The organism is Paenibacillus sp. JCM 10914 (assembly GCF_001315105.1).
Lineage (GTDB): Bacteria > Bacillota > Bacilli > Paenibacillales > Paenibacillaceae > Paenibacillus_AQ.
This window is the reverse complement of sequence record NZ_BAZR01000020.1, coordinates 53,876-66,905: the sequence shown is the minus strand read 5'-3', so window position 1 is coordinate 66,905 and position 13,030 is coordinate 53,876. Positions and strand designations below refer to the sequence as shown.

Annotated in this window: 9 protein-coding genes and 1 pseudogene; 3 read left to right on the top strand and 7 right to left on the bottom strand. The window is 49.4% G+C overall.

Annotated features, from left to right (window positions below):
- Nucleotides 1–32: 32 nt before the first annotated feature.
- Together JCM10914_RS19485 and bcp are read right to left on the bottom strand one after the other, a co-directional pair.
- A complete protein-coding gene (locus JCM10914_RS19485) occupies nucleotides 33–1,358 on the bottom strand; it encodes a polysaccharide deacetylase (protein ID WP_023963849.1) in 1,326 nt (441 codons plus the stop codon).
- A 234-nt stretch (nucleotides 1,359–1,592) separates the two neighbouring features.
- Entirely contained in the window at nucleotides 1,593–2,063 is a 471-nt protein-coding gene (bcp, locus tag JCM10914_RS19480) for a thioredoxin-dependent thiol peroxidase (RefSeq protein ID WP_023963847.1), read from the bottom strand.
- Nucleotides 2,064–2,206: 143 nt separating this feature from the next.
- On the opposite strand from bcp, the gene JCM10914_RS19475 reads away from it, so the two are divergent.
- The 3 genes from JCM10914_RS19475 (at nucleotide 2,207) to JCM10914_RS19465 (ending at nucleotide 5,709) form a co-directional block, all read left to right on the top strand.
- Nucleotides 2,207–3,280 (top strand): LCP family protein, encoded by a 1,074-nt coding sequence (locus JCM10914_RS19475; RefSeq protein WP_023963845.1) that lies wholly within the window; start codon nucleotides 2,207–2,209, stop codon nucleotides 3,278–3,280.
- 77 nt (nucleotides 3,281–3,357) lie between these two features.
- Nucleotides 3,358–4,674, top strand: coding sequence for a glutamate-1-semialdehyde 2,1-aminomutase (locus JCM10914_RS19470; protein WP_023963843.1), 1,317 nt, complete (start codon nucleotides 3,358–3,360; stop codon nucleotides 4,672–4,674).
- Nucleotides 4,675–4,836: 162 nt separating this feature from the next.
- A complete protein-coding gene (locus JCM10914_RS19465) occupies nucleotides 4,837–5,709 on the top strand; it encodes an aminoglycoside 6-adenylyltransferase (RefSeq protein ID WP_036719110.1) in 873 nt (290 codons plus the stop codon).
- Nucleotides 5,710–5,818: 109 nt separating this feature from the next.
- Here JCM10914_RS19465 and JCM10914_RS19460 read toward each other — a convergent pair.
- The 5 genes and pseudogenes from JCM10914_RS19460 to JCM10914_RS19440 all read right to left on the bottom strand — a co-directional run bounded on the left by JCM10914_RS19460 (nucleotide 5,819) and on the right by JCM10914_RS19440 (nucleotide 12,453).
- Nucleotides 5,819–7,269 (bottom strand): annotated as a pseudogene (locus JCM10914_RS19460) (ABC transporter substrate-binding protein).
- Between the two features lie 128 nt (nucleotides 7,270–7,397).
- A complete protein-coding gene (locus tag JCM10914_RS19455; RefSeq protein WP_023963835.1) occupies nucleotides 7,398–8,264 on the bottom strand; it encodes a carbohydrate ABC transporter permease in 867 nt (288 codons plus the stop codon).
- Nucleotide 8,265: 1 nt separating this feature from the next.
- Nucleotides 8,266–9,201 (bottom strand): carbohydrate ABC transporter permease, encoded by a 936-nt coding sequence (locus JCM10914_RS19450; RefSeq protein WP_023963833.1) that lies wholly within the window; start codon nucleotides 9,199–9,201, stop codon nucleotides 8,266–8,268.
- A 97-nt stretch (nucleotides 9,202–9,298) separates the two neighbouring features.
- Entirely contained in the window at nucleotides 9,299–10,618 is a 1,320-nt protein-coding gene (locus tag JCM10914_RS19445; RefSeq protein ID WP_023963831.1) for a response regulator, read from the bottom strand.
- Nucleotides 10,618–12,453 (bottom strand): sensor histidine kinase, encoded by a 1,836-nt coding sequence (locus JCM10914_RS19440; protein WP_023963829.1) that lies wholly within the window; start codon nucleotides 12,451–12,453, stop codon nucleotides 10,618–10,620. The genes JCM10914_RS19445 and JCM10914_RS19440 overlap by 1 nt, the downstream gene beginning before the upstream one ends.
- Nucleotides 12,454–13,030 lie beyond the last annotated feature (577 nt).

Below are 13,030 nucleotides of genomic sequence, written 5' to 3'. Positions count from 1 at the left end.
GCATAATTACAAACACAAAATACAAAATTCGACTACAAAGTTTGAACACGATACTCGCTTGTATCATATGTCACTCTTGTTACAGGATGACCGGACAAACGCAGGGCGTCCCGCAGCGGAATCCAGGCCGTGCCGCCAATCAAATGGACATCGGAGGCCAGCGGTGCCTGGCCCGGCTGCGCGGACAGCAGCAGTCCGCGCAGCGGATCGGCTTCCCAGCGATTCCCACCCAAGCTCACCTGCACCGATTTGCGATCCTGATTCCAGGATACCTCTCCGCCCAATCGCTCGGTTAGCGCCCGCAACGGAACCAGCAGCCTCCCATCCTCCAACTTGTATTCGCCCGCAGCGAATGCCGTCTCCAGCCCGCCAAACTCGATCGCAAGCGTCCGGCCCGATTCGAACAAGGACGCATTCGCCAGCACATGGTCGTTAATCCATTGCTTTGAAGGCTGGGAAGCCTTGCGCGCAGATTGCTGGGATCGGAATTGGACAGGCTGAACCTCGGGGGACAGGACATCAAACACATACCCGTGTTTTTTATAATAAGCGATGATCTCCGGCAAGGCCGTTACGCTCTCCGCATGTCCTTTGCCGTCATGAAGCAGGACGATCGCCTCGTTGCCGTTGACCTTGGTCGTCGCTCCTCGAACAATATCCTTAACCGGAACCCCGCGGTACCTGGAATCCCCGCTATCCACGTTCCAATCGAATACATGATATCCGCCCTGCTTCATTAAGTCGAAATACGCCTGATCAAAGTGCCCGGCCGTCCCCCCCGGCGCCCGCACAAGCTGCGGACGCTCCCCTGTTATCAATCGAATAATCTCCTCCGTCTGTTTGATTTGGTTCCAGAAACCTTGGAATTGCCCGTAGAGCTGTTCATAACGATGGTTATATGTATGATTGCCGATCACATGGCCTTCTTCATAGATACGGTTGATGATTTCCGGTCGCGCTTGCGCCTCCTGGCCCAATACAAAGAATGTACCTTTAATCCCTTCCTTATTCAGAATATCCAGCACTTTGAGCGTCAGGTCGGACGGGCCATCATCGAAGGTAAGATAGACCGTTTTGTCGCTTGCCTTCTTATATGTTATCGGTGCGGGTGCAAATGTCGGTACGGACTGGTTAACAGGCTCCTTGCTTGCTGCTGCAGCTAATAACGGTTGCGCCTTCTGCTCTATTACAGGAGTATCTACCGTCTTGGTTACAGAAGCGACAACTGTCGCTGCTTGCTCTGCATATCTATTTAAATCGGCAGGATGCCCGGATTCAAACCCGAGCCATGCCGTTAACCATACCGCCAATACGCCGAAGAACAATGCAATTGAAGCAACCCGCACCATATTTTTCATTATCCATTCTACCTCCATCGTTTCTATGAATTCGGCTTTCTGATAGATTATATGGAGGTCCGTTCGAAAAAAGACTAGAATTCAGCGTGAATTCTAACATGATAAATTGCGCGGATTAGTTGTCGCACTTAGCTTGCCATTCATTGAATCCGAAGCCGGGTGGTGGAAACGCAAAAACAGCTCCAACCGCCCTTGTCCAGGCATGCTTCGGAGCTGATTTTCATATCATTAATGTTATGACTTGATCGCTTCCAGCACCGCTTCCACGTGGCCCTTCACTTTCACTTTGCGCCATTCGCGGACCAGTGTTCCTTCCTCGTCAATCAGGAAGGTTGAACGTACAATGCCCATGTATTCGCGGCCAAACATCTTCTTCATCTGCCAGACGCCGAATATTTCACTAAGCCGATGCTCCTCATCAGACAAAAGCAAATAGGGCAGGCTATACTTATCGGTGAATTTGGTGTGGGATTTCAGGGGATCCGGGCTAATTCCCAGCACCACCGCGCCGGCTTCCTGGAGCTCGCCATAATAATCGCGGAAACTGCAAGCTTCTTCGGTGCACGTAGGGGTCATGTTTTTGGGATAAAAGAACAGTACGACTTTACGGCCTTGATAATCGCTTAAAGATACGGGTTTACCATTGGATGCCGGCAAGGATATATCCGGTACTTGATCTCCAATGCTGATCTGTGGTGGATTCATGTTAGGGCTCAACTCCTGGTGTACGGGTCTGAAATCCCGTAAAATTGATTGTTTTTTCGAATAAAATTATAATAGAATGAATGTCGAATATTCAAATGTAATAGCGAAATTATTCATCTGCGTAATCCGAAAGGAAGAACACAATGACCAAGAAAACTAAGAAAACGATAATATGGAGTGTGAGTATCTTGTTAGCCGCCGTTTTAGGTTACGGCGTGTATTATGCAACATCTATTTATACAGGCCTGCAAGGTCTGCAAAAGTCGGGAGAAACCTCCCCCTTCCGTGAAGTTGAGAAGGTCGATGCTAAAGTGCCTGCACCACCTGAATGGGTTGGGACCGAGCCCGTGAACATCCTGATGATGGGTGTGGATGCCCGCGGTTTTGAAGAGGGTGAAATTCCACGCTCAGACAGCATGATGGTGGCCTCCATCGACCCTGCTCAGAAGAAGATGCACTTATTCTCTATTCTGCGCGATACTTACGTAGACATACCCGGATATGACCGAAATCGCATCAACACCGCAATCACACATGGCCCGAACACGGCGATGAAATCAGTCAGTGATCTGCTGGGTATACCGGTCCAATACTATGTCTACACGGACTTTCAGGGATTCATGAAGCTGGTGGATTCCGTTGGCGGTGTTGATTTTTATGTAGAAAAAGATATGAGCTATTCCAGTAAAGCCGACAAGAACGAGTATGACATCGACCTGAAGGAAGGCATGCAGCATCTGGACGGCGATGCCGCTCTGCAATATGTCCGGTTCCGTTATGATAAAATGGGCGACTTTACCCGTACCGAGCGGCAGAGAGAATTGATTAAGGCTGTAGCGAAGAAGATGCAAACGACGACCTCCATCATGAAGTTGCCGGATATTTTGAAATCGGTTAGCCCTTATATTGATACCAATCTTGAGATTGATGATATGTGGAAGCTCGCAAACGTCGCTTACAAGAGCAAAATGAACGGCAGCGAGCAGATCCCTCCAATGAAACTGCTCAAAGAAGAAACTATCGGCGGAGCGGCCGTTCTAACGGTCGGCAATCCGGATAGTCTGAAGGAATATATTCAAGAGGTCATGAATCCGCCCGTGCCTGATCCGGCCGAATCCCAGACGGAAGGCGACGGAACAGACGGCAAGCCGGCTGCAGGCCGTAACGAAAGTACAGATACATCGACCACGCCATCCCAAACTAACAGTCGCAATTAATATCCTATAACGTTATCAGGACAGGCAGCTCATGAGAAGGCTGCCTGTCCTGATTCATGAAGAAAGGAAGCTTACTTATGCCAACATCTAGAAATCGTTCTGAATCCTTATATCAAGAAGCTTTGCAGCATATTGTCGGAGGCGTTAACAGCCCTTCCCGTTCATTCAAGGCGGTGGGAGGCGGTGCGCCCGTCTTCATGAAGCGCGCAAGCGGTGCCTACTTTTGGGATGAGGACGACAATCGCTATATCGATTATTTGGCAGCATACGGCCCCATCATTACCGGACATGCCCATCCCCATATAACGGCGGCTATTACGAAGGCTGCTCAGAATGGCACATTGTATGGCACACCGACGGAGCTTGAAATTACGCTTGCCAAGATGCTGAAACAAGCCATCCCTTCGATGGACAAAGTACGCTTCGTTAACTCCGGTACAGAGGCTGTCATGACAACGATTCGGGTCGCCCGCGCGTATACGAAACGCAATAAGATCATCAAGTTCGCCGGCTGCTACCATGGCCACTCCGATCTTGTGCTCGTAGCCGCCGGCTCTGGTCCCTCTACCCTTGGCATCCCGGACAGTGCCGGAATACCAACCAGCATTGCCCAAGAAGTCATTACGGTGCCGTTCAATGATCTGGACAGCCTTCAAGCCGCTCTCGAAAAATGGGGGGATGACGTGGCCGCCGTGATGGTTGAACCGATCGTCGGCAACTTTGGCATGGTGATGCCCAAACCAGGATTTCTTGAGGGATTATGCCAATTGACACGCGATAACGGATCACTTGTGATCTACGATGAAGTAATCAGCGCCTTCCGCTTCCACTACGGATCAACCCAAACCTATGCGCGGCTTGCGAATCACGAGGCCATTCAACCGGATCTAACGGCGCTCGGCAAAATCATTGGCGGAGGCCTCCCGATCGGAGCCTATGGCGGGAGTAAGCACGTGATGGAACAAGTCGCCCCGCTCGGTCCTGCCTATCAAGCCGGTACCATGGCAGGCAATCCCGCCTCCATCGCGGCCGGAATCGCTTGTCTAGAGATTCTGCAAGGCGAAGGTGTCTACGAGGGGATGGAACGTCTGACGATCAAGTTGACCGAAGGCCTGCAGACGTTGGCAGACCTACATGGCGTTCCTCTGACCATCAACCGCATCCGCGGGTCCTTCTCCACCCATTTCTGCGATCATCCGGTTACGAATTACGATGAAGCACAAGATACGGATGGTGAAGCTTTCGCACGCTTCTTCCGACTCATGCTGGACCGCGGGATTAATCTGGCTCCATCTAAATACGAGGCCTGGTTTATGACGATTGCCCATACAGAAGCTGATATCGATGTTACATTAGAAGCAGCCGATGCTTCATTTAAGGATATGAAACATTAAGGTTACGATCTGAGAAAGGAGATACAGCCATGAAAAAACGATTGAACAAGTTATAACAGGGTCATGGTCAGACCCGTATTCACGCCAATCGAATCAGGGGACCACCGATTTCTAAGCGTTTCGGTAAACAAAACTGGATGATGAATACGGAGGTTAGTGATGATGAGAACCGAACAGGACATGATGGAACTGGTACTCCGGGTTGCGACTCAAGACGACCGAATTCGCGCAGTAACCTTGGAAGGTTCCAGAACGAATCCAAATGTACCGAGAGATCTATTTCAAGATTATGATATCAGCTATCATGTAACGGAGATGGACAGCTACAAGTCAGACCCTCACTGGATCGACGTCTTCGGTGAGCGGATGATTCTACAGACGCCTGAAGATATGGCGATGTTCCCGCCAGAGCTTGGGGACCGCTTCTCGTATCTGATGTTGTTTACAGACGGCAACCGGATCGACCTGACCTTAATCTCGATTCATGAGAAGGATCAATATTGTGCTGAGGACAAACTGATGCAGATTCTGCTCGACAAGGACGGCGTCTTCCCGCAAGTCCCTGCTTCTACGGACGAAGATTACTGGGTTAAGCAGCCTTCAGCGGATTTCTACGCGGATTGCTGCAACGAGTTCTGGTGGGTATGTACGTACGTTGCCAAAGGGTTATGGAGGGAGGAGATTCTCTATGCCCAGGATCATCTGCAGCAGATCGTACGACCGATGCTGATGAAGATACTGGAATGGCATGTAGGTACTCAGACCGACTTCTCGCTCAGTATCGGCAAGAACGGTAAATACTTGAAACGCTATATATCAGAAGAACGCTGGGAAGAACTGATGTCCACCTATCCGGGTGGAAGTTATGAAGAGGTGTGGGCTTCATTATTTGCCATGGGGAGACTGTTTCGCAGTACGGCACTTGATGTCGCAGAGAGTCTGCTGTTTGATTATGATATGGGTCAAGATCAGCGCGTAACTGCCTTCCTTACGCATATATACGAATTGCCCCGGGATGCAAAGCAAATATACTAAACGATACCGGTTGAGCGGGATCGTGATCATGAATACCAAGAACCACCCAAGCAGTCGCTGGGTGGTTCTTGGTAACCTTATGTTTAATCGACCATCTCTGGCCCCTCTCCTACTCCTGTACGATCTTGTCGAAGAAGTTCTCCTGCACATATTTAGCTGCATCATCTAGCTGCTTCTTGGAATCCGTGCCTTTCTTCGAGAACGATTCCTGCACGACATTGGACATTGCGGCGTAATAATCCTGCGTACCAAATTGAGCTTCCGTTTTACCCTCTAAAAGGCTAAAGAGCTGCGGGTCATACACATATACATTGTCATATTTCTCATAGATGGCCTTTACTTTCGCAGCATAATCGGACTCACCGCTGAAATATTCCAGTGGCGTCGGGATGTAATATTTGCCTTCCGCTTTACGTGCGTTAATCGTATCTTCCACAGACTTGAGTGCATCGTCCGTAAAGTAGTCAAATGTGATGTATCGGAAAGCGATCTCCTGTTCATCCTTGGTTGCATTCGGATTGATAACCAGATAATTTCCCCCGAGAATACCATGATGCTTGCCGCCTTTCTCCATGGCAGGCATCGGATAAGCGATTACATCTTCCGGCTTCATGCCTCCCTCATTAAGCGCAGGTTGAATGACATCGAATGCACCCGCGATTACCATCGCTGTACGTCCCTGCTGGAAGGAATTTATGGCATCACTCCAACCAAGCGCCCAGTCCTGCGGAATGGCCTCGCCTTCCCATCTCAGTTTCTTATAAAATCGAGGGCTTTAACTCCAGCTTCAGAGTTGAATACGGCTTTCACTTTGCCATCTTCATTCACTTCGATATCTCCACCAGCTTCAAACAGGAAGTTCGTCCAGTTCCATCCGGCTTCATTCCCTTTGCCCATCGGCGCAATACCGGCGATGCCTGCCTTCGGATCTGCTACCCCCTTCGCCGTGTTGTACATATCATCCCACGTCCAATCCATCGGAGGCAAAGCTACACCTTTTGAATCCAGCAGCTTCTTATTCACAACGGTTGACGTAATGTAACCATTCTGGGTTACCCCGTACACCTTGCCATTCACGATGAATTGTTCCTGCAATACCGGGTTCATGTCGTCCTTGTACTCCCAGTTGTTCCAGAACTCTGTAATGTCAGCCACCCAACCGCGCTCCACGAGCAGTTGCGCTTCGGTTGCCCACGTATTATAAAACGTCGGTGCTTCGTTGGAAGCCATCTTAACCCCAATTTCATTAACACTGTACTGCCAGTCATCCTTAACAATCGTTACATTCGGATACTTCTCCTGGAAGCGGGCAATCTTGTCATCCTCCTGCGCCCGCAGCGTTGTATCGTCAGGCAATGGATAGTGAATCTTGATAGTTACCTTCTTATCTGCAATATCTTCCTTCACGGGCGGATCTTCCTGCTTGTTATCCGTGCCTCCCGTATTCGTCGTGCCCCCATTATTCGGAGCCTCCGGTGTTGCCGTGCCTCCGCCGCTGCACGCTGCCAGCAATGAACCGAACAGCATCAAACAGATGAGTAGTGCCGAGAACTTGCGCATTGTTACTCCCCTTTTCATTTTGAAATAATATGTGCCGCTACTTCTCCATCATAAAAGCGAACGTTCAAAAGAACGATGTGCATTCATATGACGATCATGTGCAAGGCTACGATGATGATAACGCTTCCCTATCCCTTCACCGCCCCGAGACTGACACTGCGCATGATAAATTTCTGGAACACCAGGAATACAAAGATGGGCGGGATCATGACCATGAACAAGATCGTAAAGCGAGTGCTGCCATCCAGGTTCCTTGCATTGATCACATACTTGTAAATGGCGGTCGCGAGCGTGTATTTATCCTGTGTCTGCATGACCAACGAAGGCCAGAACCAGTCGTTCCACGCTGTTGAAAATATAAAGATAGCTAATGTCGCGAAGATCGGAATCGACAACGGAATCGCGATACGTGTATAGCTGCTCAATTCCGATGCACCGTCGATACGCGCTGCCTCGAAGATCTCAGGATGAATGCCGTCAAAAAAGTTCTTGATCAACAGGAAGAAGTAAGCGTTCGCGCCGGCCGGCAGCCAGAAAGCCCAGTAGGTATTCAATAACCCGAGTTCCTTCAGGTTAACGAAGCTCGGAATCATGTAACTGGAAGCCGGAATGAACAAAGTCATAAGAATAAAGAAATAGATGGCGCGGTGAAACGGTACCTTGATGCGCGAGATGCTGAAAGCGGCCAGGCCCAGCACCATAATGGTCACTACCAAATTACCGGCAAAAATCATCAGCGTATTTTTCAGAAACAACGGGAGATCGATATAATTCCAACCCTTCGGGAAGTTGTCCCAGTGCCATTCCGTAGGAAAAAATCGCGGCGGGAATGAATTAATCTCCTGCGTACTCTTCAAGCCGTTGAACATCGTCATCGCGATCGGATACAGCATGGTAAAAGCCATGACGGCAATGCATAATACCATGAAGGCATAGACGATCTTGTTCAGCGGCTTCTGCAAATCCGAAGCGGATAGGATCCCTCTGTCTCTCATATCAATATTCCTCCCTGTTCAACTTGAATTGCAGGACGCCGAGTATGCTCAGCACGAGGAACATAAGAACGCCAAGCGCGGTGCCCGCCCCGTAATCCAGCTGGTTGAAGGCATATTTCACCGTTAGCAAGGCATACGTCAGCGTTGCCTTGTTCGGTCCGCCGTCCAGCATCGCCAACTGGGATTGATAGGCTTGCGAGGTGCCGATCAATTGCAGGATCAGCATCAGCATGATCAGATTCCGCATCGAAGGGAGCGTAATATGCTTGATGCGTGCCCATACACCCGCCCCGTCAATCTCCGCCGCTTCGTACCAATCCTTCGGAATGCTAAGCACTCCCGCAAGATAGATCAGCATGGCAGATCCGAATTGCTGCCAGGTCTCCATGACGACCAGCGCGACCATGGAGAAGCGGCTATCCGAGATGAACGACACGGAATCCGCACCGAAGAAGCCGGTAATCGCATTGATGGGACCGACCGGATCGTACATCCAGCGCCACATTCCGTACAGCACGACCCCAGGCACAACAAACGGAAGGTAAGCCGAGATTCGTGCAAAGCCTTGGAACCATCTTAGCTCCGAGATGGCAATAGAAGCCGCAATCGGCACCCAGAAGCCAATCACGAAGGTTAACAGCATGAAATACAGCGTGTTTTTTATGGAGAGCAGCAGATCCGGGTTAGCCAGGACCTTTGCATAATTATCTAAACCGACAAAGGTGTTTCCTTGGACAAAGTCGATATAGAACAAGCTGTAATACATTCCCTTAAATATCGGCAGCCATAAAAAAACGATAAAAATCGCGATGGCCGGAACGAGGAATAAATATCCCCATAGATGTTTCTTCCAGCGCGGGGCGCGCTTCGGTTCCCTCCAAATCTGATAAGCCGGCTCCTTTAGAGCCTGGCCTTGTGACATGACCGTTTCTTCCATCAGACTCCCTCATTCCTTTTGTATAATGTCTAGCTTCTATATTAAAAAGTTGGGGAGCCTTCGAACATGTCTAAAACTATGTGAAGTATAACCGTTCTTACTTCTTTAACTCGCTGGGACTTACGCCAAAGTATTTTTTGAATATTTTGCTGAAATGCTCCGGGGATTCATATCCAACCTGCTCGGCAATCTCATATCGCCGCAGATCGGTGTTGAGGATTAAGGCTCTGCTCTCCTCCATCCGCAGCTTCACCACGTACTCCCATAGACTGCTGCCGGTATATTTCTTGAACAGATAACTCAAATAGTTCGGGCTGACATGGTTATTCCTGGCCACTTCATGAATCGTCAATCCCTTCTGGCGGTAATGATGCTCGATATATTGTCTGGTGTTCTCCACAATGCGGTTACTCTGGTTGGAGAGCACTTCCTGCGACGTCTCCTGGGCGTAGTTGTGCCAATTGAAATCGCCATAATAAAACACATGAAAATCATGAAGCTGCTCTCGCCACAGCATCGCCTTATCGGCCTGGCGGCTGAGCACACTCAGAAATTCCGGTCCACGCAAAATCTGACTGATCCCAACAGTGCAGTTGCGCTTCAGATGCTGTGCCACATGATGGTGCAGACTGCGTCCGATCATCTCCAGGTGATTGATCTTGCCGCCCACATTCTCCTCCATCTCCTGCTCGCTCCATTGCACAATAATGTTAATATTCCGTTCCGGTGAATAGAACGCCAATGTGTGAGGCTCCTGCTCCAGCAATTCCTTCGCTATATTAAGAGCCGCGTATTGGATTAGACGATTGTCATGTACTGTATACGATTGATCTCCATCATCCGTATATTCCAGCTTCATTTTGATCACGGCGAAATAGGGACCGATCAAGCCAAGTTCCTGTTCTCTCATCCCGGACCAACCGCTCTGCTCAGGTTCCGCGCACAATCGCTGGTTCAATTGCTCCGTTCGCCCGGAAGGCGGTTCTTCCATTCGAAAATGCTCATGATCGCCCTTCAGGAATTCCAGCGCCTGTGGCACAGGCTTATCCATCTTAAGCAGCACGCTGCGGACGGAATCGAGAAACTGCTCGCTGTTCAAGGGTTTGATCAAATAATCCCTGGCCCCGAGTTGGAGCGCACGTTGCGCGTACTGAAACGTCTCATGAGCTGAAATAATTATCGTCTGCACCCACGGCTTAACGATCTTGGCTTGCTGCATCAGTTCAATTCCGTTCATTTCTCCCATTTGGATATCGGTGACAAGCAGGTCGATATCCCCCATACGAATATAATCAAGCGCTTCTTGGCCGCTGTAGGCTGTAATAATACCTTCAATGGCGAGTCCAGACGTGGTCAGCAGTCCGGCTAACCCTTTGCAAATCAGGGGCTCATCATCTACTACCAATATGTTATACATTAAGAAACCTCCTGTTCCGTTGCGGCTCGCGCTGTAGGATGAACGTGCGGAATGGTGATGATCACACGGGTGCCTCCATCTTCTCCCGGTTCATATTGAAGCCCATATTCGCGCCCAAAATGCAGTTGCAACCGTTCGTGGATATTGCGAATACCGTACCCGAGGGAATGATCGGCAACCTCGTCATACAACAGCCTGCGAATGGATTCATAATTCACGGGACGAAAGCCGTTATCTTCAATAATGATCCGGCAAGTCTCTTCTTCATCCCGCCGACCAGTAACGCAGATGATACCGTCATCTCCCATATTCTTAATGCCGTGAATGATCGCGTTCTCCAGCAGCGGCTGCAGTGTGATTTTTGGAATCAGATGGGTGAACAGCACGTCCGGGATATCCCACTGCACCGAGAACTGATAATCATATCGGTTCAACTGCAAATTAATATAAGCGCGAGCATGCTCCATCTCCTCTTCCAGGGTGATCAGATCACGTCCTCTACTCAAACTGATCTTCATCAGCTTCGATAAGTCCTTGATCATCTCAGCCGATTCGGTGTTCCCTTCCATCGTGCTCTTCCAATAAATGCTCTCCAGGGTGTTATAGAGTAAATGGGGGTTAATCTGCTGATAGAGCAGTTGCAGCTGCGCTTCCTTCTGCTTCAAGTCCATATTGTACTTATAATGAATCATGTCGTTAAGTCGCCGGGCCATATCATAAATCGTGGAGATCAGCACGCTAACCTCGTCTTTTCGACGACGGTAAGGCGTCTGTGGCACAATATTGCCCGGCTCGTATCTCCGTACGAAAGTTACCAGCTTCTGCAGCGGCGTCATGAGCGACTGCCAGAAATAGAAGACCAGAATAAGGCCCACCACAAAATAAGCGATGGAGATGACTTGTATGACGCGCTTGATCTCATTTTGCTGAGCGAGAAGGGCTTTGATCGGAACCTTATAGATCAACTTCTGCTGAATCACATAGTTGTAATCGATAACGTAAATGAAATCAGACGCAATTACGTCCATCACACCGATGCTGGACGTGACGTTCTCAGCCTCTGGCGGCAGTTCCAAGATACCAGTCAGCTCTTTATTGGACGAGGTCAAGATATTGTTGTTCCAGTCCGTCAAATACAGTTCCCCGTCCGGAATCGATACGGTCGACAAGGATTCCCCGATTCTTGCATCCAGATTGGTCACCACAAGTACGCCGATGGTGCCGCCTTGGTATATATTGTTGATCGCGCGCACATAACTGAGGGTCTGTTGATCGCGCTGGCCTTTGACAGGAGGGGAAAGGTAATCCATCCGTTTCAGATAGCCATTGCCCTTCAAGGCGACGGCTTCGTCGAACCACACCGGCTTCTCGTCTTCATCGGAGAAGAAATAGACGCCTGCCTTTCTGCGATCAGGGTAATAAGGTGCGAAAAAATAACGATTATCCGGGTCATATACATACAGCGAGTAATACACCGGCTCGCGTTCATCCGTCTCCTGCGAGTAGGAGAACAGCATTTTCTCAAGCCGTTCGTAGTTCTTGACGCGTGAAAGTACACTCTCGTCCGCGATCGTGTTGAACTGCTGGATCAACGCGTTCTGTATGACCGTCGACGTTACCTTGTTAACGGTTTCAATATCACGATTAATAAGTTTGAAATTCTGCTTGTTGAGCTCGACATAAGCATTGGTGACGTGGCGCTTCAGAATCCGGTCGGCCATAGAATTACCATAGAAGTTCAATACGACGAGCGGAATCACGAGCACCAGAAACAGCAGAATCATCTGCTGTTTGATCGTCATGCGACTCAGCGGATTTTTGAAGCGGTTCTTCATCCTGTTCTTGCACCTCCGGCTTTTTCAAGCATAACAACAATCATGCGCTATCAGCGTAGTCATTCCTACGAAAATCATGCGCATATTTACGAATTGATGTTAGGAATCGTTATAATGAAATATTAGCCTTGCCCGCGGTGATTTCCTGCCGTGTAGGGATATGGAGCGGCAAATCTTTATTTATTGTATATGGGAATGACGAGAGGAATTGATCGTTTGCTCGAAAAGACTTAGGGAGCGCTTTGCTTGCCTACAAGTCCCTCTGAGGGATCTGTTGCCCCTTTTTCGGCGCTTTGCTTGCCTACAAGTCCTTCTAGGGGACTTGTTGCCTCTCTTTCGGAGCTTTGCTCGCTTACAAGTCCCTCTGAGGGACTTGTTGCTCCTTTTTCGGCGCTTTGCTTGCCTACAAGTCCTTCTGAGGGACTTGTTTCCCTTTTTTCGGCGCTTTTGCTCGCCTACAAATCCCTCTGAGGGATCTGCCGCCTCTTTTTCGGCGCTATAACTGCCTCTCTTACCTGAGTCCTTCAAACGTAAATAATCCCGACCACGTCCTGTCGGACATGATCGGGAGTGTACA

Excerpts from the sequence above, each read along its gene's own strand:
- JCM10914_RS19440 (WP_023963829.1), bottom strand. The coding sequence starts at position 12,453 with ATGAAGAACCGCTTCAAAAATCCGCTGAGTCGCATGACGATCAAACAG.
- JCM10914_RS19445 (WP_023963831.1), bottom strand. The coding sequence starts at position 10,618 with ATGTATAACATATTGGTAGTAGATGATGAGCCCCTGATTTGCAAAGGG.
- bcp (WP_023963847.1), bottom strand. The coding sequence starts at position 2,063 with ATGAATCCACCACAGATCAGCATTGGAGATCAAGTACCGGATATATCC.
- JCM10914_RS19455 (WP_023963835.1), bottom strand. The coding sequence starts at position 8,264 with ATGAGAGACAGAGGGATCCTATCCGCTTCGGATTTGCAGAAGCCGCTG.
- JCM10914_RS19475 (WP_023963845.1), top strand. The coding sequence starts at position 2,207 with ATGACCAAGAAAACTAAGAAAACGATAATATGGAGTGTGAGTATCTTG.
- JCM10914_RS19470 (WP_023963843.1), top strand. The coding sequence starts at position 3,358 with ATGCCAACATCTAGAAATCGTTCTGAATCCTTATATCAAGAAGCTTTG.
- JCM10914_RS19485 (WP_023963849.1), bottom strand. The coding sequence starts at position 1,358 with ATGAAAAATATGGTGCGGGTTGCTTCAATTGCATTGTTCTTCGGCGTA.
- JCM10914_RS19450 (WP_023963833.1), bottom strand. The coding sequence starts at position 9,201 with ATGGAAGAAACGGTCATGTCACAAGGCCAGGCTCTAAAGGAGCCGGCT.
- JCM10914_RS19465 (WP_036719110.1), top strand. The coding sequence starts at position 4,837 with ATGAGAACCGAACAGGACATGATGGAACTGGTACTCCGGGTTGCGACT.